Source organism: Microbulbifer maximicatervae (SeqCode) (genome assembly GCF_052468155.1).
Genome location: NZ_CP174335.1, coordinates 1,414,905 through 1,435,141 on the forward strand (window position 1 = coordinate 1,414,905; position 20,237 = coordinate 1,435,141).

The following is a 20,237-nucleotide window of genomic DNA, read 5'->3' on the forward strand; positions in this document are numbered from 1 at the left end:
GTGCCAATATGAAAGCCGTTGATCGTATTGAAGTCTGTGAAGCGCCCCTCGACGTAGCGGCTGAATATACTGCGCTGCAGGGCAACAGTGGTGATGGTGCCTGCGCCCTGTTTGTGGGTTCGGTGCGGGACTTCAATGCGGGCAGTGATGTCTGCGGCCTGGCCCTGGAACACTATCCGGGCATGACGGAAAAAAGCCTGCAACGGATTATTAATGATGCCCGCGATCGCTGGTCCCTGGGTCGTGTGACTATCGTCCACCGTGTTGGCCCCATGCAGATCAACGATGAGATTGTTTTTGTCGGTGTTACCAGCCCCCACCGCCAGGCTGCCTTTGCCGCCTGCCAATACATTATGGATCGCCTCAAAACTGAGGCGCCTTTCTGGAAGCGCGAAGCGGTTGCGGATGAGTCCGGTAAGCCTTCAGAGCGCTGGGTCGAAGCTCGGGCCAGTGATGCTGCGGAGATGGAAAAGTGGTCCGCCGGCTGAGCCTGCTGCTATCCGCTTTACTGGTGGCCATCGCGCTACCGGTAAATGCGGATAACTGCACCTTGCGGGTGGCGGTAGCGGCCAGTTTCCGCCCGGCACTGGAAGAGGTACTGCCAGAATTTGAGCGTCGCCATGCCTGTGTGGTGCAAATCAGTAGTGGCAGCTCCGGGGTGCTCTACCAACAAATAGCGCACCGCGCGCCCTTCGATTTATTCCTGTCTGCCGATCGCGAGCGCCCCGAACTGTTGGAAAAGCAGGGTGGGGCACTGGCCAACAGTCGTAAGACTTACGCCCTGGGTTTACTGGCTCTCTGGCACCCAAATTCGGAATCGAATATCGAGCAGCTACTGCAAACCTGGCCCGATAAAATTGTATTAGCCGATCCGAAAGTAGCGCCTTTCGGCAGTGCCGCACGGCAAGCGCTGCAAAGCCTGGATTTGTGGAAGAAAAAACAAACTCAATTAGCCCGGGCTCACAATGCCGGCCAAGTCTATTTAATGCTGGATTCCGGCAATGCGCAGCTGGGCTTTGTCGCCGCCAGCCAGATGCAAGCAGCCGGCCGCGATAACTACTGGTTGCTGCCGCAGCGTTTGTACAAACCCATTGAACAGCAGCTGCTGATTCCCACCCAGAGCCGTCGGCCTAAAGAGGCGCAGTCCCTCGCTGACTATTTGCGTTCAGCGGAAGTGCAGGTGCAACTACAGCACTTGGGTTACGGTGTTTTGCCAACTCAATATCGAAGTAGAGATGGAGGGAGTGGTTTATGAATATCGCCGCTGCCGACTGGCAGGCCCTGTGGCTAACTTTAAAATTGGCCGGCTTAACTACCTTGCTCCTGTTTATTATCGGCGTGCCCTTGGCCTGGAAATTGAGCCAATGGCAGAGCCGCTGGCGCCATGGCATAGAGGTATTAATTACCCTACCGCTGGTACTGCCACCCACGGTGTTGGGTTTTTATTTACTGCTTTTATTTTCCCCTAACTACGCCCCCGGGCAGTGGCTGTCACAACTTTTTGATGGCCCCTTGGTGTTTTCCTTCACTGGCCTGGTGTTTGCGTCAGTGATTTATTCTCTACCTTTTATGGTCCAGCCGCTGTTGGCCGCGTTTAATGCCAATGGTCAGCGCCTGACCCAGGCTGCCGCAGCACTGGGTATACCGCCCTGGGCGGCACTATTAAAAGTTCTTTTGCCGGCGAGTCGCGCCGCTATTGTGAGTGCCTGCGCTTTAACGTTTGCCCATACCCTGGGTGAGTTCGGGGTAGTGCTGATGATTGGTGGCTCTATTCCCAGTGAGACCCAGGTAGTTTCTATCGCTCTTTATCAACATGTGGAGGCGATGGAATACGGTGCGGCTCACCGGCTGGCCTTGATGTTGATGGGAATTACTACGGTACTGCTACTCGCTGCCCGTTGGCTGGGACATAGATTGGCCCCGCGTGGATTAAACAGTGAGCGCGCTAAACCGGTAATGGGGGTGCTGGGCTAATGGAAATCACCTTACCCCTATTCGGTACTGCGTCTACCACTTCTGATTCCACCGGACTGAGTGTTGCAGAGCTGGTGACTTCGCTTAACGCTGCCACTCCCTGGCAATTAGAGCTGCCTGCCTCTGGAGTTTTTGGCTTTACCGGTCCTTCCGGCAGCGGCAAGAGCACATTACTGGCTGCTTTGGCTGGCCAACACCATTGCCGTGGCAATATCACTTTTGCCAATACGGTTTGGCAGCGCGGACGCCGCGCCCTGGCTACCCACAAAAGAACGCTTTCTTTGGGCTTTCAGGATAGCCGCTTGTTTGCCGGCCAGTCGGTGGCGGATAACCTGGCACTGGCCCGCCGTTACAGCCGCAGGCCACTGTCCGAGGAAGAGTGTGGTCGGCTGCTAGAGGCTTTTGGTATTGAACCGCTACTCCATCAGCCGGTGGAGCTATTGTCTGGTGGAGAAGCCCAGCGAGTGGCTGTATTACGCCAGCTTTATAACAACGCGCCGCTGCAATTATTTGATGAGCCGCTTTCAGCGGTTGACCGCGCCCAGGTACTGCGGCGCCTATTGCCGACCCTACGGGATTTCTGGGCTCGATATCCTGCGCTGGTAATCTGGACCAGTCACGACTTTGATGAAATCCAGTTGCTGGCCCAGCGCTGTTTGTGGATGGATTCTGCCAATTTGTCCGCGCCACTTCCCTTACCTGAAGTTGCCCAGCGCCTGGATAACCACGGCGTAGGGGATAGCTGCCGCAGCCGGATTGAAGCGCGAGTGGAATCCCTAAACAATGGTCTGCTGACTTTGGATTTAGGGGGGATTTCTATCTTTGCAGATAGGGTGGCAGGCCATTATCGCAAAGGCGATACCGCAGCTTTTCTGCTGGAAGCTGGAGATATTAGCCTCAGTGTAGAGAAGCCGGGCATGTCCAGTATCCTCAATTGCCTGCCGGTAACTTTAGTTGCTAAGCAGAACCTTACCGACGGCCGCATTCGTTTACAGTTAGCCGCTGCTGATCAGGTGTTCTACGCAGATATTTCCCGTCTCTCCTGCGAGCGCCTGGAACTGCGTGAAGGCACTACCTACTTTGCCCAGTTTAAGGCCGGTAGTCTTGCCGGTTTGTAGGTAGTTCCAGGGCAATTTCTGAAAGTGCATTGCTTCGATCCCTAAAACCCCAGCAATTTTTTTGCTAAGTTTGAACATCAGCTAACTTAGTGGTGCTCCTATGGGCGTTGTGTTGGGAATTTCTCTCTTTAACGAGGGCGATAAGTTTTACCGGGAAAAAGCACAGGTCGAGGGCTTACCTGTAGCGAAAGCCGTGACCATTGAGGATCTACACCCAGTACTTACTCGTTGCATAGAAGAAGGCGGGCACAACTATCGAGTAAGCCGCCTGGAATCGGGTGAGCTGGAAATTGCCGAGCTACTTGAGGATTGTGAGCCCTACCGGATCGATACTTTCCGCTATCAGCTTCGCCGAAAGGGCGACGCTATCGTTATCCGCTCTACTTACAAAGACGATGCCTTGTACTTTCATTTGGCTTGCCGCGCAGCCAGTGGGCAGAGCGTTAAGATAGATTTCCACGGCGAGCACCCGTTTTATAACTATGACTCCATAGCGGAATACCAGGGTGGTGGTAACTATCATCTGGCTAATCTCTTCGACCTTCAATATCTGCCCGGTTATATCGAAGAGCACTGCCGGCGATTTATTCACTGCCCGGAGTACTGGTCCTTTACCTTCTTTATCCCGTATTTGGGCAAGGTAGAGCTAAATAACCACACTTCCGATCCAGAACAGCCTCTCTACCACCTCGATTTCTATTGCCCGGAGCGCAAGCTAAAAATCTTCCAGTCGGCGCTTGAGAGAGAAGGCTCTTACTATTTTCGTGACGCTATTTCGGCAGAAAAGCTGGTGCAATTACTTGAAGATATGGCGACAGAACTGCTGCCAGAGCTGCAAGAAGCGGGTGTTAAGTCTTGCTTGAGCTGCTTTGAAGCTATCCATCAAGCCTACAGTGAAATTGAGAGCACCATTGAGACGGATGACAGTCTTGCCTCAGTTGCGGAGGATCTTGTTGGGTACCAACAGAGTATCTGCGGCAGACCTGTCCAATACGAAGTCACTGAAAATGCAGATGGATCTATTACTGTGCAGGCCTACTATTTTCAGCCGCCCATAGGTTACAACTATACGATTAGTGCTGAGGATATCGCAGGGTGCCATATCTATCTGGATAAACTGCACGATTTAGGTTTTTATGAGCAGATGTGTATGGCTATTGCCAGGCATCTATGCCCGACGATGCCAACCGTTGAAGACTTGGATGAAGTGACGATCTACTATCGCAGGGATACCGATAGACAGCTGATTTCCAGCCTGCTTGAAGGTTCGGATATAACGCCGATATTGATTCAGGTGAAATAAAAAAGGGGAGGTTAAACCTCCCCGCAACTGCGGTTTCCCGCCCGTGAGACCAAATTATGGATTGTAGAATTCGCCGTTCTTGCGCAAGTAGAACCAGTAGTTAACCACCAGGCAAACCGCGTAGAAGATAGCAATGCCTGCCAGAGCGTATTCCGGGGTGGTGGCTTTGATCTGCTCGCCGAAGACCTTGGGAATATAGAAGGCACCGTAGGCGGCAACTGCTGAGGTCCATCCCAATACCGGGCCTGCCTGCTCTTTCGGAAACACCATGGCGATGGTGCGGAAGGTAGAGCCATTGCCGATACCGGTAGCGGCGAACAGCACCAGGAACAGCAGGAAGAAGGGCAGGAAGAACTCTTCCGGAGTGGCTGAGCCGTAGGCGGCCTTCATGTAGTAAGCCACACCTAGGGCACTACCCACCATGATTGCAGCACAGATTTGGGTAACCAAGGCTCCGCCGATACGGTCGGAGATCCAACCACCCACCGGGCGAATCAGGGCGCCGATAAATGGACCCATCCAGGCGTACATCAGGGCGCTGGGGCCATTGTTGTTGATGGTATCGTGAGTCATAACCCCATCCACCATCACGTGGCTGTATCCGAAGATCACCTTGATAGCCAGGGGGAAGGCCGCTGCGAAACCGATAAAGCTGCCGAAGGTCATGGTGTAAATGACACTCATCACCCAGGTGTGCTTGTTGTTGAAGATACGGTACTGACGCTGCAAGCTGGTTTTAATCTCACCGGGCAGCAGCTTCAAGCCGAACACGGTAGCGGCGATTACCAGTACCAGAACGATTTCCTTGGGCACCCCCCAGCCTGAACCGTTGGCCGCTTCGGGAAGCAACAGCCACAGACCTGTGATTGCGGTGAAGAGGCCGATTCCCAACATCATGGTCATCTTCAACATCGCGCCGATAGAGCTGCCCACATCCGGGGTGACTTCGTCGGTGCGCAGGTTGTTCATACCGAACCAGCCTACAAAGGCCAGTGGAATCAGGAACAGCAGCCATACAAAACCGGCATTTTGAATCCACGCTTCAGAACCGGCTGGTACTTTACCAATCAGGGAGCCAGAGCTGCTCACCAGGGTCATGGGGTCGCCGCCGGCAGCGCCGAAGGCTCCGAAGGTCATAAACAGCGGTACCAGGATCTGCATGGTGGTAACACCGAAGTTACCCAGGCCCGCATTCAGGCCAAGCGCCAACCCTTGTTTTTCCTTGGGGAAAAAGAAGCTGATATTGGACATGGAAGAGGCGAAGTTACCACCGCCAATACCTGACAGCAGAGCCAGCAACTGGAATACCCACAATGGGGTCTCAGGATTTTGCAAGGCGATACCCGTGCCTAGGGCAGGGACCATCAATAGGGCCGTGGTAAAGACAATGGTGTTGCGCCCACCGAACAATCGAATAAAGAAACTACTGGGTATTCGAAGAGTAGCGCCGGTGAGGCCGGCAATTGCCATCAGGGTAAACAGATCGGCTTTGGCAATGGGGAAGCCAAGGTTGAGCATTTGAACGGTAATAATGCCCCAGTATAGCCACACGGCGAAGCCGCACAGCAAACTGGGAATGGATATCCACAAATTCCGGTTTGCGATTTTTTTGCCCTTGGACTGCCAGAATTTGCTGTCCTCTGGGGCCCACTCGTAGATGTCAGACACGGCGGCCACTCCTCCTCGAAATGATTCGTCCGGCCACTATGGGCCGGGGCTTATCCCTGCTCAATTACCAACAGTAAGTAACCCCTTTGCCCCCGCGCGTAATAGCTACCCATTTGGGGGTAAGCGCAGGCACTGAGCCCTGTGTTAAAGTCACTGTTCAGAATTAGTACAACTTACAGCAATGAAGCAGGACACCCCATGACTTCTTCTGCCACGGTAATGATGGTTGATGACCATCCTCTGTTTCGTAAAGGTCTCAAGCAATTGTTTGCTATGGAGCCCAGCCTGGAGTTGGTAGCCGAGGCCAGTAGCGGGGAGGAAGCGCTGGAGCTGGCCAAACTGCACGAGCCGGACCTTATTCTATTGGACCTGAATATGCGCGGTATGGACGGGCTGGATACCCTGCGGGCAATGCGCGCGGCCGATGTAGCCTCACGTATCGTGATACTCACGGTTTCCGATAACAACGCGGACGTGGTTTCCTGTATTCGTGCCGGTGCCGATGGTTACCTGCTCAAGGATATGGAGCCGGAAGATATTCTCGATCAGGTTATCCAGGCCACACACGGCAAGCTCGCTATCAGCCAGCGCCTTACCGAGATCCTCGCCTCCGCCCTGCGCAAGCCGGACAATTCCGGTGCGGATACCCTGTCGACGCTCACCAGTCGCGAATACCAGATCTTGCAATTGATCGCCGATGGCCTCAGTAACAAGTTAATCGCCCGTGAATTGGATATCAGTGATGCCACTGTAAAGGTTCACGTTAAACACTTATTGAAAAAGTTGGGCATGCGCTCCAGGGTGGAAGCTGCTGTGTGGATGGTTAATCAGAAGCGACCGGAATCCCAAAACCGCAGCCACTAGTTTGTCCCAACCGCAAAGGAATGAAGTAAGAGATATTGTCCATGCCCACTATCGACTGCTGTAGCCAACCGGGCCTGATGCCCATCGAAAGCGCCCGCGAAAAACTTCTTGAGGCACTGAGCCCAATCAGTGGCACTGAGACTTTGCCCCTGGCACAAGCCGCCGGTCGAGTATTGGCTGAGGATGTTATCTCCACAGTAAACCTACCGCCTTGCGACAATTCTGCAATGGACGGTTACGCCCTGCGCTTTGAAGACCTGGCCAGTGGCTTGCCACTGGAACTGATCGGCAAATCTTTTGCCGGTGCACCATTTGACGGTGTGGTGAACCCCGGCACCTGCGTGCGCATTATGACAGGAGCCGCAGTACCCGCCGGTGCAGATACGGTAGTGATGCAGGAAAATGTCGATGCCCAGGGGGAGTCGATACGAATAAATTGCGAAGTTCGCACTGGCGACCATGTTCGCCGCTGCGGTGAAGATGTGGCTGAAGGAGCTAGCCTGCTCAAAGCCGGAGAGCGCATCAGTGTTCCACATATTGCCCTGCTCGCCGCTGCCGGTGTGGGAACAGTAACTGTAGTGCGCAAACCGGTAGTCGCACTTTTCTCCACCGGCGATGAATTGCGCCAGCCCGGCGACGCCCTGGGTAAGGGCGATATTTACGATAGCAACCGCATTGCCCTGTTATCAGCCCTGGACCAGCTGGACCTGGATATTTTGGATTTGGGTATATTGCCCGATAACAAACAGGCTATTACCGATGCCTTGCAGCGTGCTTCCGAAGAGGCCGATGCAATTATTACCTCCGGTGGAGTCTCCGTTGGTGAAGCGGATTACACCCGTGAAGTGTTGGAAGAACTGGGAGAGATCGGCTTCTGGAAAGTGGCGATGAAGCCCGGCAAACCTTTTGCATTTGGTTTTCTACAGGGAACGCCCTTCTTCGGCCTACCCGGCAACCCGGTTTCCGCCCTGGTAACTTTCTACCAACTGGCCGTTCCCGCCTTGAGTGTGATGAAAGGCGATCAGTGGACTGGCCCGCAGACCTTACAGGCAAAACTGTTAAAACCGCTGAAGAAAAAGCCGGGCCGTACCGATTTCCAGCGGGGTGTATATCGCAGTGATGAAAACGGGGTATTGGTAGTAGAACCGGTTGGTACCCAGGGGAGCCATATTCTTTCCGGACTGGCTGCTGCTAACTGTTTTATCGTTTTGGCGCGAGAAAGTGGCAGTGTAGAGGCTGGGGAGCAGGTGGTGATTGAGCCTTTGAGAGTGCCGTTGGGTTGAGTAAATATACAGAGTGAAGTTAAGCTGCTTGAACAGTTGAGGCTGATCTTGAAAGAGGTAAAGCTAAGCATCCCATAATTATTTTAAATATTAAGTAATTATGGGATATATCATTTCCTGATGAAATTTAATTGGCAGTAATAAATAGCATTGCGTAATAGGTCCCAAGCTATGTAAAGTAATTAGACTGAATAATTTTTAATACTGTTCTCGAAAATTTTCAGCAATATCCTCTAGTTTTGCCATCAAATTATTGTCTCTATCTGTATTTATTACTTCTTCAGGTTTTCTTGGATCAAAATGCTTTATTATCCCAATAAGGAGATAAGTATCCGGTTCCATAAAACCAGGGCAGTAGGCTAGAACATAACCACTAGTACGGCGGTACTGTAATAGTCTCACGGGAAAGCCTTGCTCTTTATAATGGAGATGCATCAGTTCTAAGGAAGAACGCCTAAATGTGCGATCATAAGGTACATCACGGCCAAAGGAACGGGGAAGCATCCCTTCCTCCCCTTTATATGATTTAAACTCCGCAACTAGTGCCTTTCTCTTTTGTTCATCCATGGACTCGCGTAACCAAGTATGGGTGAAGACTCTAATTTCTTTCACCAGCCAGTATCCTTTTTAGGTTGACGTAGCCTTGCGTGCTGGGTTGTTTTCTGTGCTATTTTCTTCAATTCACTTTCTTGAATTTCGAAATTTCGAGTACTTGGCTCGATAATCTCTTCAGAGAACTCAGTAGATTGAAAATTTAGGTTTCGACCTTCGGTATGTCTTGAGTCTTTATTCATTACTCTTCCTCAAAACCTCCTATATCTTTTGGCTTCGAATCTTTCAGTTTCTTCGCCATTTTACGAGTCACTTTTTCCATGTCCATCGTATCTCCCGTCGCTTGGGGAGGTAAATCTTTCATTTCCATGGTTCCACGCTGGGCGACTTCACAGAACTCAGTCATGTCTTCAAACAGTTGACTGGGTACAGCATAAAACTGGACTTTATTATCTGAAGTCACCGCTATGGCGTCACCTTCTGCTTCGTGTAATGCGGCACTTGGATTAGTTTTGAACTCGCTTAAAGGCATAGTGCGACCGAATTTTACTTTCCGATGCATAATGCTCCTCTCTGATTTACAAAATTGTTGCTTTATATAAATCTAAGTATGAGGCTAACTTAAGGACTAAGCCAGCTATGAAACCTCTTTAATTTGATAAGGTTCCTTTTCTCATTGTATAGAGATGACCGATTCCTCCTCAGTAATAATATAAAGAGAAAATATTTACGGTTGTGTTTTAAGTAGGTCGTTTCTCCCTGTGGGTAGGCGAATCTTTAGCCGCTGAGTTACTTCCAAGTTGAATCTGTGTTCAAGTAGATTCTGAGGTACGTGAATATATATAGGATCCACTGCATAGAATATTGTCATAGAGGGTTAGCTATATATTAAAAAACTCTCATAAGCGGGCGGATAGTGTGCTGGAGGATTAGCTTCGCCCTTTGGGCTCGCTGCTCTACGGCAGCTTTGTCGCCTCCGAGTCGAACCTGAGTTCGAACAAAACCCTGGGAGTTAGCCATATACAAAAAAAGCCCGCATAAGCGGGCTTTTTTTGTATATGGCCCGCCCGAGAGGATTCGAACCTCTGACCTTCGCCTCCGGAGGGCGACGCTCTATCCAGCTGAGCTACGGGCGGATATTGGCTGTTTGTGCCAATGGGAGGCGGATTATACAGAAGCTGGGGGGCGGGTTAAAGGACATTCTGTTGGCTTATATAGTCTTTGGCAGGTGGCGATGCAGTGCTTATAATGCGCGGCGTAGGAGTTTGCGACGATATTTTGAACGTTTGTGGGCCAACTCACTTCGGTCCTTTTGGGGGAATATGATGAAGCGTATTTTGGGTATTGTGGCGGCATTGGCCGTCAGTGCGGCTACGGCAGTGGCCCAGCAGTCTGTTGATGAAGAAATCGCAGAGCGAATTGCTCCGGCAGGTGAAACCTGCATGAAAGGTGAAGAGTGTGCAGCGGCAGTAGCGGCAGCTCCTGAGGGTGCTAGCGGCGGCGCTGCTCGCAGTGGTCAGGATATCTACAACGCAAGCTGCCAGACTTGTCACGCAATGGGTGTTGCAGGTGCGCCTAAATTCGGTGATGCCGCAGCTTGGGCACCCCGCATTGCCAAGGGCATGGACACTCTCTACAACAATGCCATTAACGGTATCAATGCCATGCCGGCCAAAGGCCTGTGTATGGACTGTAGCGATGACGAGATCAAAGCTGCTGTGAATTACATGGTGGATAACAGCAAGTAAGCTGTTTCACTATTGGAAAAAGGCCGCTCATTGAGCGGCCTTTTTTGTTTTTAGTATCTGTTTTTGCAGTTACGGCAATATTTGAAAATATTTAATCAATAAGAAATTAATCAAACATACTCAACAAAGACCCTAAAGTTTCCTCTCCCTTCGCCTGATTCTGCTCCGGCGTCGCCTTACCAAATCCTTCCAACAACACATCTTCTTCCGGCAATTCGTCAATAAAGCGGCTGGGCGTGGTGTCTTGGGTTTCACCGAACTGTTTGCGTTTGCCTGCCAAAGTCATGGTGAGGGTGCGCTGGGCGCGAGTGATACCCACGTAAGTGAGGCGGCGCTCCTCTTCGATATTGTCGTCTTCAATACTGTTGCGGTGGGGAAGTAAGTTCTCTTCCATACCGATCATAAATACGTGGGGGAATTCCAGGCCCTTGGCGGCGTGTAGGGTCATCAGGCTGACCTTATCGGTGGCTTCCTCTTCTTCCTGGCGCTCCAGCATATCCCGCAGGATCAGTTTGGAGATGGCCTGTTCCAGGCGAATATCCTGCTCCAGCTCGTCGTCGGTGCCCTCCATAATTTTGTTGAGGCTTTCCAACAGCCAATACACATTCTCCATGCGCTTCTCGGCCACTTTCTCGCTGCTGGCGTTTTGCGATAGCCAGCCGGCGTAGTCGATATCTTCCAGCATCTCGCGCAGGGCGCCATTGGCAGTGGTATCGCGACAGTTGCGCTGTACCCCTTCGAGCCACAGGGCAAAGCGATTCAGGCGTTCGTAGCCCTGCTCGTTGATATGCTCCTTAAAGCCCAATTCCGAGCAGGCTTTGAACATGGAAATCTCGCGGCCCTTTGCGTAGTTGCCCAGGGCCTCCAGGCTGCTGGTACCTATTTGGCGGCGCGGGGTATTGATAATGCGCAGGAATGCGTTGTCATCATCCGGATTTACCAACAGGCGCAGGTAGGCCATCACGTCCTTGATTTCGGCGCGGGCAAAGAAGGAAGTACCGCCGGACATCTGGTAGGGAACCTGGTGCTCCTGCAGTTTCATTTCGATCAGGCGCGCCTGGTGGTTGCCGCGATAGAGCACGGCAAAATCCATAAACTTGCAGCCGCGGCGGCTCTTCTGCAGAAATATCTCGTTGGCGACCCGCTCGGCCTCCTCGTTTTCATTGGCCACTTTGAGCACGCGGATCTCCTCACCCAGACCGCGATCAGACCACAATGCCTTGTCGAACTCGTGGGGGTTGTGGGCGATCAGGTGGTTGGCCACTTTGAGGATGCGGCTGGTGGAGCGGTAGTTCTGCTCCAGTTTGATCAGGCGAAGGTTGGGGAAGTCGGTCTTCAGCGCACTCATATTCTCCGGGCGCGCGCCGCGCCAGGCGTAGATAGACTGGTCATCGTCTCCCACCACTGTGAGGCCGCCGCGCCCGCCCACCAGCAGCTTCACGAGCAGGTACTGGGAGTTGTTGGTGTCCTGATATTCGTCCACCAGCAGGTAACGAATCTTTTTGCGCCAGCGTTGCAGCAACTCTGGATCTTTGTCGAACAACTGTACCGGCAGCAGGATCAGGTCGTCGAAGTCGACGGCATTGTAGGCCTTGAGGGCTTCACAGTAGCGATCGTAGGCAACCGCGATGGCCTGCTCACCGGGGCTCTGTGCCTGCTCAAGGGCGCGGCGCGGGGTGAGCATATCGTTCTTCCAATTGGAGATCTGGTTCTGTACCCGATCCAACAGGTCAGTATCCAGGTCGCCATCCCTGAGCATCAGTTCCTTGATCAGGGCGCGGGCGTCTTCCGCATCGAAGATGGAGAAGCCGGGCTTGAAGCCGGCGGCGCGGTATTCCTTGCGCAGGATATTCAGCCCAAGGTTGTGAAAGGTGGATACGGTCAGGCCGTGACTCGCCTTGGAGCGCTTGCCATCCGGGCCCGCCAGCAGTTTGCTGACCCGCTCTTTCATCTCCCGTGCCGCCTTGTTGGTGAAAGTGAGGGCGGCGATATTGCGCGCGGCGTAGCCACACTGCTCGATCAGGTAGGCGATCTTGCGGGTGATTACGCTGGTCTTGCCGGAGCCGGCACCGGCCAGCACCAGGCAAGGGCCATCGACGTACTTCACGGCTTCGGATTGGCGGGGATTGAGCTGGGTCATAGATGGGGCTGCATCTTCGCGTCGCGGAAAAGCGGGAGATTCTAGCAGTCTTGGCTCGAATCATCCCAGTACCAGTGCGAACCACCGGCCACACGTATACTTTGCCCTTGGGATTGGCTATAACTGCGCCTTATTCCCTGCTTGTGTAACCCCATGCAACAACCCATCGCCGGCTACCACCTGGATGAAGAGAATCACTGGGTGGCGGAGCTCGCCTGTGGCCACTTCCAACATGTACGCCACAATCCTCCCTGGACCAACCGGCCCTGGGTGATTACTGAACAAGGGCGCGAGTCCATGCTGGGATTCCAGCTCAATTGCAAGAAATGCGATGAGGGTGCACCGCCCGATACGCTCGAAAAGGTTGTATAGCCATGACAAAACTCTGGGTCGATGCCGACGCCTGCCCGGTCGCCATCAAGGAAATCCTGTTTCGCGCCGCTGAGCGCACAGCCACAGAACTGACTTTGGTGGCCAACCAAGCGGTGCGGGTGCCGCCGTCGCGCTATATTCGCTCCGTGCAAGTGACAGCCGGTTTTGATGTGGCGGATAACGAGATAGTGCAGCGCTGTGAGGCGGGGGACCTGATTATTACAAGCGATATCCCACTGGCAGCAGAGGTGATCGACAAGGGTGCTGAAGCCCTTAATCCCCGTGGGGAGCGCTATACGAAGGCCAATATCCGCGCGCGTCTTAATATGCGGGACTTTATGGATACCCTGCGCTCCAGCGGCGTGCATACCGGCGGACCACCGGCCCTTAGCCAGGCGGACCGTAAAGCTTTTGCCGATCAGTTAGATCGATGGCTGGCAAAGAGTCGCAAGTAACTTTAAGGAGAATTGCCGTGGATAATTTGAGACTGAAGCCAATGGAAGAGTGGCAATTCCCAACATTGATGTCTTGGCTACCTGATAGGGAGCAGTGCCAACAGTGGGGTGGTCCTGATTTCAGGTTTCCGTTCGAGGGGAGGTCCTTCTTGGAGGATTGTCGTTGGCCGGAGTTGCCCAGCTACGCACTTCAGGACAGCAGCGGTGATGTGCTGGCTTTTGGGCAGTATTACCAACACCTGGGTCGTTGCCACCTAAGTCGCCTAATTGTCTCTCCCAATCATCGCGGAGCCGGATTAGGGCGTGCGCTGGTAGTACAGCTTGCACAAACAGGAGCCAGAGCCCTGGATGCAATCGAGTGCTCTTTATTTGTCCTGCGTACTAATCTAGCGGCACGGACTCTCTACCAGAAATTGGGTTTTGAGGAAGCGGCTTATCCAGGGCAGCGAAAATGGCTGGATCAGTGCGATTTTATGGTCGCACCGTCTGTAGATTTTCAGCAGAAACAAAATATTGAATAGCGCGAATATTTCATGCCTGAATTAATACAACCCACGACCGAACGCTTACAGCTGCGCCAGTGGCGAGCGGAAGATAAGCCTGTATTCGCGGAAATGAATGCCGACCCAAGGGTGATGGAGTTTTTCCCATCATTGCTGACGCGACAGCAGAGTGATGCCGGTGTGGATCGCAGTATTGCGCATATTGAGAAATACGGCTGGGGCTTTTGGGCCTTGGAGCTGAGAGACACCAACGAGTTTCTCGGATTTGTCGGTATGAAAAATGTGACCGAAGATTTGCCTTTCACTCCAGCGGTAGAGATTGGCTGGCGCTTGGCTTTTCCCCACTGGGGAAAAGGCTATGCTAGTGAAGCTGCACAAGCATCTTTGGATGTAGCTTTTAATACCCTGAATCTCAGCGAAGTCGTTTCCTTTACTGCACTACAAAACCTTCGTTCCCAGCGGGTGATGGAGCGGCTGGGTATGCGGCGGGATTCTCTCGTCTTTGAACATCCACTGGTCCCCAGCGAAAGCCATCTGCAGCGGCACTGCCTTTATCGCTTAAGTGCTGATGATTGGAAAAAATCTTGATGTGATTCGTTTCAGTTAACTCGGGAACCATTACTTTTTCTTGGGTTCGGAGAGGGGGTGAATATGAGGTTCATCCCCTCTTCAACAATAACCAAGCAAATATAGCCCCACCATTAATTTCAGGTGAGGGCAGGGAGTTCTCGCTATGGGTTGTCTTAAATCGGCCTTTATAACGGCAACTGGTTTTCTGCTAGCGACTTTGCATATCGGCGTGTCCGCCGAACCTCTACTTAAAGTCAGTAAACGCCCAGATGGATCAACGCTTTACTGGTCTTTAGAGCAACCATCGGCTAACGGGAAATATGGCTTGTTTTTGATAGCCCAGGGGTCTGGCTGCTTACCTGCTGTTAAAAATACTACTATCCAACAGGCTAAAGAGTTAGCGGCAGGATATGCTGTTTTATTGGTAGAAAAATATGGTGTAACTCACTCTGACAGCCCGGAAGAGCAATTTAAAGATTGTTCAAAAGAGTATGTAGCTAACCATACAGTTGAGCAGCGTGCGGTAGATGTAGAGCAGATTGTCGACGAACTGCGCGGGGCTGATTGGTGGAATGGCAAACTGGTTTTGTTCGGCGGTTCCGAGGGTGGTGATCTTGTTGCACGACTGGCGCCGAGGCTAAATCCCGATGCGGCAGTGGTATTTTCAAGTGGATTGGGGGAGTCCTTTGCTCAAGTGCTAAAGAGTTTGGTTCCGCCCCACGTAGCTAAAGAGGTAGATGCCAAACTCGCCTATGCCCGAGCTAACCCAGAAAGCGCGGAAGTCTGGGGTGGGAACTCTATGCGTTGGTGGGCCGATGTCGTCGATCGGGTACCGGTCAACGATTTATTGAACAGCCATGCCCCCGTATTATTGATCCAGGGTACAGAAGATAAATCTGCCCCGGTCAGTTCCGGCCGAGCAGCACGAGATGCCTACGCATCAGCCGGACGTTGTGAGCTGACTTATTGGGAGTACCCCGGTTACGATCACTATATGACGGATAAGAATGGTGTAAATCACCGGGGAGAAGTTTTTGAAAGAATTGCAGGATGGATTAACAAAGCTGCACTAAATGGGGCTCCCGGGTGTATTCCTGATGCCGGTAAAAGTTGAGACTGATAGATGAATATAAGAATCCAATTAGCCGCAATAGTGATGGCCGCTTATTCCAGTTTTTCGGCAGCGGAAAACTATGCTGTCTTACCACAACTGGAAACCTACAAGGTACCAGAATCCTGGCGTCAGCCAGTAGCGCCTCTAAAGATTGCAGGTAACACATGGCAAATAGGTACCGAGGGAATTACCTCACTGTTATTAAAAGGCAAAGAGGGATCAATTCTAATTGACGGTGGCATGGAGCAGACGGCCGAGCATTTATTGGAGAATATGCGCAGGTTGGGAGTCGCCCCCTCGGATCTCAAATTAATCTTGCACAGCCAGGCCCATGCAGACCACATAGGTTCCTTAGCGGAGCTAAAACGCGTAACTGGTGCACAGGTGGTAACTAATGCCGAGTCAGCGGTGTTAATGGCTCGCGGTGGTGCCAATGATATTCACTTTGCCGACGAACTTTTATATCCGCCAATAAAGGCGGATCGAATCCTGCACGATGGCGAGCAAGTGGTTCTAGGGGATTTGCGTCTACGCGTACATTTTATCCCAGGCCATACACCAGGCAGTATGGCCTGGACCTGGGAAGACAAAGTTGATGGTAAAACTAAAGATATAGCTTATGTGGATAGCCTTACAGCGCCCGGTTATCAACTGATTGATAACCGCCGCTACCCCAATATCGTAGAGGACTTCCGCACAAGCTTTGCCCGCGTGCGGGATTTACCATGTGATTTACTACTTACCCCTCATGCACCTGCCAGCGGCTGGGAGTTTAAAAACAAAGCTATACAGAAAAAATCAGTCAGCTGTCATCAATATGCAGAGAAAGCGGACGCAAAATTAAGTGAAAAGCTGGAAGCGGAGAAAGGTTCAGCTGACTAGATGTTGGCGCCACAAAACATGGCTCGGCATATTAATGCCGAGCCAAAAATTGATGCACCTTTGGTACAAGATAGAAATACATTAGTGGGACCAGAATAGCGGTCATTATTAGCGCTTTTAAACCAATTGCAATTTGCAATTCCAGTGCTTGCATCCCTAGAAGTAATAGAGTAACAATAGGGTAAACCAATGCCCAGATGCACAGGGCGTGTAGTATCGCTTTCTTCATTTGTTCAACTCCTCCATAAATTTAGAAATTGTCTTAAAATACCCGGGTAAGATTTTCTGTAAAAATTGTTTTCCACTCTTGGTAAGTGCTACACATTTTGCCCTACCATCGCTGGAGTCTGCTCCCATAACGATGAGCTCATCTTCCACCATACTTTTCAGGGTTCGTGTCATTACTGGCCGAGAAACATCGATGCGCTCTGCGATTTCTGAAGCCAGCAAACTGTCTCTTTGAGGCTCCCGGTCGATAACGATCATTACCAGGAAGCGCAGCTGGGAGGTTCCGTGTTCAGAAAAATACCCCTCCAGCTCCCGCAATAGGAGGCTCGCATCCCGCATCATGGTGAGGGCGCCCTGAACGGCAGCAGGATCTTTTACAGAAAATCGTTTGGAATATCCCTCAACCATCTGTTGTGAGGGAAGTTCTTTGAGAAAAAACATAAGGGTTTTAAGCTAACCTCTCCAGCTTATTGATCTCCACAGGCTCTTTTAGCCACTCTTGATAGGCTTCGAAAATCGGGGTGATGTAGGGCATAGTGTAATGCTTATCGAGATCTTCCTGACTGCGCCACTCCTCGTATAAAAACAAGTTTTCCCCGTCCTCGTGTACTGCAAACTTCAGGCAGCCCTCTTCCTCCAATGTATTAGCCACTATGGACAGGATGGCCTGCTTGGCTTGGTCAAAGAACTCTGTCTTGGGAGAAATCTTGGCAATAATGAATAAATTTATAGCCATAAACGTCGCTCTCTATGGAATTTAGTTATCATGATAATCAAATGGGGTGGATTGTCAAACTACTTGTGGGTCAGTTTAATGTAAGGAGTGGAGGAGAACAGTCGGTTTACTTAACATTGTAGAGATAGCAGTGGCTCAACTAGGAGCCACAGAAATGAAGATTGCACGAAACTAGTAATGAGCTACCTTGGAGTGGCAAAATAAACTTGGCGCTTGTAAAGCTTACGCCACTGGATACCGTCTTCTGATTTCCATATGTCATTATTTATTCCCTCACCCTGACCCCCAATAAGTAATAGATGGTCACCATTGCTCACTATTTCGTGAGAGCCTCTGGCTGAGAAGGGGGCGGAAGAGGTTTCCAGAGTCCAGTTAACCCCATCCATAGAAGACCATATATCATTGGTATATTCCGCCATTTCTGTGTCCCATCCCCCAATTAGCCATAGCTTATTCTTAAAGGCTACAAATTGGTGATCGTAACGAGTATTAAAGATTGGGTTAAGCGTTTCTTTTGACCAATTGATACCATCGGTAGATGACCACATGACATCATCTGAACCTAAGTCCCCTTTTCCTCCAAAAACCCAAATTTTATTATTGAAACTGAGTGCCTGATGAAAGTGGCGAGATATAAATGGAGGGTTATCTGTGACAAGTGTCCAGTTAATACCATCTATTGATGACCAGATATCTTTTTTTCCTGTATCGCCATAATCTTCGGTACCTCCAATAAGCCATAGCCGCTCATCGTAACTTATGAGTTGATGGCCGAATCGGGCTGAGAATCCAGGAGTCTCTGACTCTAACTTCCAATCTATTCCATCAATAGATGACCAAACGTCATTCTTTAATCCGTGAGATTGCTCGCAACATGCTCCGTCATTACCTCCAACTAACCACATTTTTTCATTGTGGATCGCGACTTGATGTCGATAACTGAAAGGGAAATTTGGACTGTCTGTCGCTAGTGTCCAATCTGCCCCGTTACTAGATGACCAGATATCATTCTTTGAACTTCCAGAACCACCAATAATCCAATATTTATTTTTATAATAAATAGCTTGATGTTGTGTTCTTGGTGGTATCTCATCAGTTTTTGTGTGTTGTTGCCAATTCACACCATCTATAGATGACCAGATGTCATTTCTTAACCCACTAAACATACCACCTGACCGACCGCCAATTAACCATATTTTTCCGGTAAAACTAATAGCTTGATGGTTTTCACGGGATGAAAAAGGAGTACTTTCGGTTTCTTGCTGCCATCTAACTCCGTCTGTTGATGACCAAATATCGTTTATATTATTTGGGCTGCCACCTTCACTGCCACCAATTACCCAAAGCTTATTGTCATGGGATACTAGTTGGTGGTCTTCTCTCGCCATAAATGGGGTCTCTTCTGATACCTGTTTCCAATGTTCTCCATCCTCTGATGACCAAATTTCACTCTTTGTGAAATCAAATCCCAGGGCGCCGATCATCCATAGTTTATTGTTGAAACTAATTGTTTCTGCTGCCCATCCGATTAAGAATGAGGGGTCTTCTGTAACAAGAGTCCATGTGACTCCATCAGTAGACGACCATACATCATTGTGAAAATTGTCCCCTGTTGAATCTCTATACGCACCACCAATGATCCATAATTTATCATCGTGAGTAATAAACCTCTGTGTAATGCGACTCGGAAAATTGGGATTATCCGTAACCAGTTCCCAGGTAATGCCGTCATCTGATGACCAAATTTCATTATTTTCAGGGTTACTAATAGGACTTAGAACAACCCATAATTTATTATTGTATACGGCGGCTTTAGGGGACCAGGCTAGAGGAAAAGGTGCATTTTTGGTTTGTAGTTCCCAAATAATTCCATCACTACTGGACCAGATATCATTTTGGTACTCCAAACCATCATAACCACCGATGAGCCAAAGTTTTTCTTTAAAAGCTATTACCTGGTGTCCCTCTCTCCCAGAAAATTCTGATGTAGTTACTGTGACAGAGGCTTTTGAAGTATCAGAAACAAGATTGTAGAAAGCTGGCTGGGAGAGAGTGGCAGCTGTATCGGTAACTATTTGACCGTTGATAGTACTTAACTGCCCATTTTTACAAGTATTATAGCTTTCTAGATTACACTCATTCTCAGCGCTACGATAAAATAAGATATTGTCATCTGACTCAGAAAACTGAATTTTAGTATCAGATTTGCCTACCCACGCAGTCATACTGATTGTTTTTATTTCAGAGTTAACTTGATAGCTAGATGAAGCGGAAAAGTATTGATTGTCCTGATCTATATTTGCCGTTATGGTAGCTGAGCCTGCGGCTATAGCAGTGATTAAGCCTTCTGAATCAACAGTGACTATTTCTGGATTATTAGAACTATAAGCGATTAAGCCTGAGCCTTGCCCAGTTGCAGTATTTTGTAAACTGTCGCCAAGATATAAATCAATTGAACCAGTGTAGGCGAATGTCAAATTTTGTTGGCTCAACGATGAGTCAGACTTCTCACCACCACCACCACCACCACCACCACCACCACAGCCAGTTAAAAAAATACTAATAAATATAGTGATAAATAATGATAAAATGGGGTTAATTTTTATTTTTATCATCGACTCGTCCTTTATGAGTACGTACTTACGTATTAATTAGAGCTAATTTTATATAGAAAATAATAACAGTATTTAGATACTGATTTTAATCCTAAATATTGATAGGGATTGG

Annotated in this window: 23 protein-coding genes and 1 tRNA gene; 14 read left to right on the forward strand and 10 right to left on the reverse strand. The window is 50.2% G+C overall.

Annotation, left to right across the window (positions count from 1 at the left end):
• The first annotated feature begins 8 nt into the window (after positions 1-8).
• The 5 genes from moaE (at position 9) to ACJJIY_RS06075 (ending at position 4,395) form a co-directional block, all read left to right on the forward strand.
• Positions 9-488 carry a molybdopterin synthase catalytic subunit MoaE gene (moaE, locus tag ACJJIY_RS06055; RefSeq protein WP_444923714.1) on the forward strand — a complete coding sequence of 160 codons (480 nt, stop codon included), beginning with the start codon at positions 9-11 and terminating at the stop codon, positions 486-488.
• Positions 473-1,255 (forward strand): molybdate ABC transporter substrate-binding protein, encoded by a 783-nt coding sequence (gene modA / locus ACJJIY_RS06060; RefSeq protein ID WP_445359281.1) that lies wholly within the window; start codon positions 473-475, stop codon positions 1,253-1,255. Before moaE ends, modA begins: the two co-directional genes overlap by 16 nt.
• Positions 1,252-1,974, forward strand: a complete 723-nt coding sequence (gene modB, locus ACJJIY_RS06065) for a molybdate ABC transporter permease subunit (protein ID WP_445359282.1) — start codon at positions 1,252-1,254, stop codon at positions 1,972-1,974. The genes modA and modB overlap by 4 nt, the downstream gene beginning before the upstream one ends.
• Positions 1,974-3,092, forward strand: coding sequence for an ATP-binding cassette domain-containing protein (locus ACJJIY_RS06070; protein ID WP_445359283.1), 1,119 nt, complete (start codon positions 1,974-1,976; stop codon positions 3,090-3,092). The genes modB and ACJJIY_RS06070 overlap by 1 nt, the downstream gene beginning before the upstream one ends.
• Before the next feature lie 100 nt (positions 3,093-3,192).
• Positions 3,193-4,395, forward strand: coding sequence for a hypothetical protein (locus ACJJIY_RS06075; RefSeq protein WP_445359284.1), 1,203 nt, complete (start codon positions 3,193-3,195; stop codon positions 4,393-4,395).
• A gap of 54 nt (positions 4,396-4,449) precedes the next feature.
• Here the strand turns inward: ACJJIY_RS06075 and ACJJIY_RS06080 are convergent, their stop codons facing one another.
• Positions 4,450-6,063: an MFS transporter gene (locus ACJJIY_RS06080; protein ID WP_444918765.1), complete on the reverse strand. Its 1,614-nt coding sequence runs from the start codon at positions 6,061-6,063 to the stop codon at positions 4,450-4,452.
• Positions 6,064-6,261: 198 nt separating this feature from the next.
• Between ACJJIY_RS06080 and narL the strand changes: the two genes are divergently transcribed.
• Positions 6,262-6,927 (forward strand): two-component system response regulator NarL, encoded by a 666-nt coding sequence (gene narL / locus ACJJIY_RS06085; RefSeq protein ID WP_445359285.1) that lies wholly within the window; start codon positions 6,262-6,264, stop codon positions 6,925-6,927.
• Between the two features lie 41 nt (positions 6,928-6,968).
• A complete protein-coding gene (gene moeA / locus ACJJIY_RS06090) occupies positions 6,969-8,210 on the forward strand; it encodes a molybdopterin molybdotransferase MoeA (RefSeq protein WP_445359286.1) in 1,242 nt (413 codons plus the stop codon).
• A gap of 198 nt (positions 8,211-8,408) precedes the next feature.
• Here the strand turns inward: moeA and ACJJIY_RS06095 are convergent, their stop codons facing one another.
• From ACJJIY_RS06095 to ACJJIY_RS06110, 4 genes are all read right to left on the reverse strand, one after another.
• Entirely contained in the window at positions 8,409-8,822 is a 414-nt protein-coding gene (locus ACJJIY_RS06095; protein ID WP_444906667.1) for a type II toxin-antitoxin system YafO family toxin, read from the reverse strand.
• Positions 8,819-9,004: a hypothetical protein gene (locus tag ACJJIY_RS06100; RefSeq protein WP_444906666.1), complete on the reverse strand. Its 186-nt coding sequence runs from the start codon at positions 9,002-9,004 to the stop codon at positions 8,819-8,821. The genes ACJJIY_RS06095 and ACJJIY_RS06100 overlap by 4 nt, the downstream gene beginning before the upstream one ends.
• Positions 9,004-9,324 carry a hypothetical protein gene (locus tag ACJJIY_RS06105; protein WP_445359287.1) on the reverse strand — a complete coding sequence of 107 codons (321 nt, stop codon included), beginning with the start codon at positions 9,322-9,324 and terminating at the stop codon, positions 9,004-9,006. The genes ACJJIY_RS06100 and ACJJIY_RS06105 overlap by 1 nt, the downstream gene beginning before the upstream one ends.
• Positions 9,325-9,821: 497 nt before the next feature.
• A tRNA-Arg gene (locus ACJJIY_RS06110) sits at positions 9,822-9,898 on the reverse strand.
• A 186-nt stretch (positions 9,899-10,084) separates the two neighbouring features.
• On the opposite strand from ACJJIY_RS06110, the gene ACJJIY_RS06115 reads away from it, so the two are divergent.
• Entirely contained in the window at positions 10,085-10,510 is a 426-nt protein-coding gene (locus tag ACJJIY_RS06115; RefSeq protein WP_444940250.1) for a c-type cytochrome, read from the forward strand.
• Between the two features lie 106 nt (positions 10,511-10,616).
• On the opposite strand, the gene rep is transcribed toward ACJJIY_RS06115, so the two are convergent.
• Positions 10,617-12,650, reverse strand: coding sequence for a DNA helicase Rep (gene rep, locus ACJJIY_RS06120; protein WP_252084133.1), 2,034 nt, complete (start codon positions 12,648-12,650; stop codon positions 10,617-10,619).
• Between the two features lie 153 nt (positions 12,651-12,803).
• Here rep and ACJJIY_RS06125 point away from each other — a divergent pair, with 153 nt between their 5' ends.
• The 6 genes from ACJJIY_RS06125 to bla all read left to right on the forward strand — a co-directional run bounded on the left by ACJJIY_RS06125 (position 12,804) and on the right by bla (position 16,546).
• Positions 12,804-13,022: a DUF3565 domain-containing protein gene (locus ACJJIY_RS06125; protein WP_252084134.1), complete on the forward strand. Its 219-nt coding sequence runs from the start codon at positions 12,804-12,806 to the stop codon at positions 13,020-13,022.
• A 2-nt stretch (positions 13,023-13,024) separates the two neighbouring features.
• A complete protein-coding gene (locus ACJJIY_RS06130; RefSeq protein ID WP_152450565.1) occupies positions 13,025-13,477 on the forward strand; it encodes a YaiI/YqxD family protein in 453 nt (150 codons plus the stop codon).
• A gap of 17 nt (positions 13,478-13,494) precedes the next feature.
• Positions 13,495-13,998, forward strand: coding sequence for a GNAT family N-acetyltransferase (locus ACJJIY_RS06135; RefSeq protein WP_444906663.1), 504 nt, complete (start codon positions 13,495-13,497; stop codon positions 13,996-13,998).
• A gap of 12 nt (positions 13,999-14,010) precedes the next feature.
• Positions 14,011-14,568 (forward strand): GNAT family N-acetyltransferase, encoded by a 558-nt coding sequence (locus ACJJIY_RS06140; protein WP_444906662.1) that lies wholly within the window; start codon positions 14,011-14,013, stop codon positions 14,566-14,568.
• Positions 14,569-14,713: 145 nt separating this feature from the next.
• The gene (locus tag ACJJIY_RS06145; protein WP_445359288.1) at positions 14,714-15,664 is read left to right on the forward strand and encodes an alpha/beta hydrolase family protein; all 951 of its coding nucleotides are present in this window, start codon (positions 14,714-14,716) and stop codon (positions 15,662-15,664) included.
• Positions 15,665-15,673: 9 nt separating this feature from the next.
• Positions 15,674-16,546: a subclass B3 metallo-beta-lactamase gene (gene bla, locus ACJJIY_RS06150; RefSeq protein WP_445359289.1), complete on the forward strand. Its 873-nt coding sequence runs from the start codon at positions 15,674-15,676 to the stop codon at positions 16,544-16,546.
• A 31-nt stretch (positions 16,547-16,577) separates the two neighbouring features.
• On the opposite strand, the gene ACJJIY_RS06155 is transcribed toward bla, so the two are convergent.
• The 4 genes from ACJJIY_RS06155 to ACJJIY_RS06170 all read right to left on the reverse strand — a co-directional run bounded on the left by ACJJIY_RS06155 (position 16,578) and on the right by ACJJIY_RS06170 (position 20,125).
• Positions 16,578-16,775, reverse strand: a complete 198-nt coding sequence (locus ACJJIY_RS06155; RefSeq protein ID WP_444915005.1) for a putative antibiotic biosynthesis monooxygenase — start codon at positions 16,773-16,775, stop codon at positions 16,578-16,580.
• Positions 16,772-17,215, reverse strand: coding sequence for a MarR family winged helix-turn-helix transcriptional regulator (locus ACJJIY_RS06160; RefSeq protein ID WP_445359290.1), 444 nt, complete (start codon positions 17,213-17,215; stop codon positions 16,772-16,774). Before ACJJIY_RS06160 ends, ACJJIY_RS06155 begins: the two co-directional genes overlap by 4 nt.
• A gap of 7 nt (positions 17,216-17,222) precedes the next feature.
• Positions 17,223-17,510 carry a putative quinol monooxygenase gene (locus ACJJIY_RS06165; protein WP_444915003.1) on the reverse strand — a complete coding sequence of 96 codons (288 nt, stop codon included), beginning with the start codon at positions 17,508-17,510 and terminating at the stop codon, positions 17,223-17,225.
• Positions 17,511-17,692: 182 nt separating this feature from the next.
• Complete coding sequence (locus tag ACJJIY_RS06170; RefSeq protein WP_445359291.1) at positions 17,693-20,125, reverse strand: Kelch repeat-containing protein; 2,433 nt, start codon at positions 20,123-20,125, stop codon at positions 17,693-17,695.
• Positions 20,126-20,237 lie beyond the last annotated feature (112 nt).

Excerpts from the sequence above, each read along its gene's own strand:
- ACJJIY_RS06160 (WP_445359290.1), bottom strand. The coding sequence starts at position 17,215 with ATGTTTTTTCTCAAAGAACTTCCCTCACAACAGATGGTTGAGGGATAT.
- ACJJIY_RS06075 (WP_445359284.1), top strand. The coding sequence starts at position 3,193 with ATGGGCGTTGTGTTGGGAATTTCTCTCTTTAACGAGGGCGATAAGTTT.
- moeA (WP_445359286.1), top strand. The coding sequence starts at position 6,969 with ATGCCCACTATCGACTGCTGTAGCCAACCGGGCCTGATGCCCATCGAA.
- modB (WP_445359282.1), top strand. The coding sequence starts at position 1,252 with ATGAATATCGCCGCTGCCGACTGGCAGGCCCTGTGGCTAACTTTAAAA.
- moaE (WP_444923714.1), top strand. The coding sequence starts at position 9 with ATGAAAGCCGTTGATCGTATTGAAGTCTGTGAAGCGCCCCTCGACGTA.
- ACJJIY_RS06130 (WP_152450565.1), top strand. The coding sequence starts at position 13,025 with ATGACAAAACTCTGGGTCGATGCCGACGCCTGCCCGGTCGCCATCAAG.
- ACJJIY_RS06140 (WP_444906662.1), top strand. The coding sequence starts at position 14,011 with ATGCCTGAATTAATACAACCCACGACCGAACGCTTACAGCTGCGCCAG.
- rep (WP_252084133.1), bottom strand. The coding sequence starts at position 12,650 with ATGACCCAGCTCAATCCCCGCCAATCCGAAGCCGTGAAGTACGTCGAT.
- ACJJIY_RS06170 (WP_445359291.1), bottom strand. The coding sequence starts at position 20,125 with ATGATAAAAATAAAAATTAACCCCATTTTATCATTATTTATCACTATA.
- narL (WP_445359285.1), top strand. The coding sequence starts at position 6,262 with ATGACTTCTTCTGCCACGGTAATGATGGTTGATGACCATCCTCTGTTT.
- ACJJIY_RS06070 (WP_445359283.1), top strand. The coding sequence starts at position 1,974 with ATGGAAATCACCTTACCCCTATTCGGTACTGCGTCTACCACTTCTGAT.
- ACJJIY_RS06125 (WP_252084134.1), top strand. The coding sequence starts at position 12,804 with ATGCAACAACCCATCGCCGGCTACCACCTGGATGAAGAGAATCACTGG.
- ACJJIY_RS06145 (WP_445359288.1), top strand. The coding sequence starts at position 14,714 with ATGGGTTGTCTTAAATCGGCCTTTATAACGGCAACTGGTTTTCTGCTA.
- ACJJIY_RS06100 (WP_444906666.1), bottom strand. The coding sequence starts at position 9,004 with ATGAATAAAGACTCAAGACATACCGAAGGTCGAAACCTAAATTTTCAA.
- bla (WP_445359289.1), top strand. The coding sequence starts at position 15,674 with ATGAATATAAGAATCCAATTAGCCGCAATAGTGATGGCCGCTTATTCC.
- ACJJIY_RS06165 (WP_444915003.1), bottom strand. The coding sequence starts at position 17,510 with ATGGCTATAAATTTATTCATTATTGCCAAGATTTCTCCCAAGACAGAG.
- ACJJIY_RS06115 (WP_444940250.1), top strand. The coding sequence starts at position 10,085 with ATGATGAAGCGTATTTTGGGTATTGTGGCGGCATTGGCCGTCAGTGCG.
- ACJJIY_RS06105 (WP_445359287.1), bottom strand. The coding sequence starts at position 9,324 with ATGCATCGGAAAGTAAAATTCGGTCGCACTATGCCTTTAAGCGAGTTC.
- ACJJIY_RS06155 (WP_444915005.1), bottom strand. The coding sequence starts at position 16,775 with ATGAAGAAAGCGATACTACACGCCCTGTGCATCTGGGCATTGGTTTAC.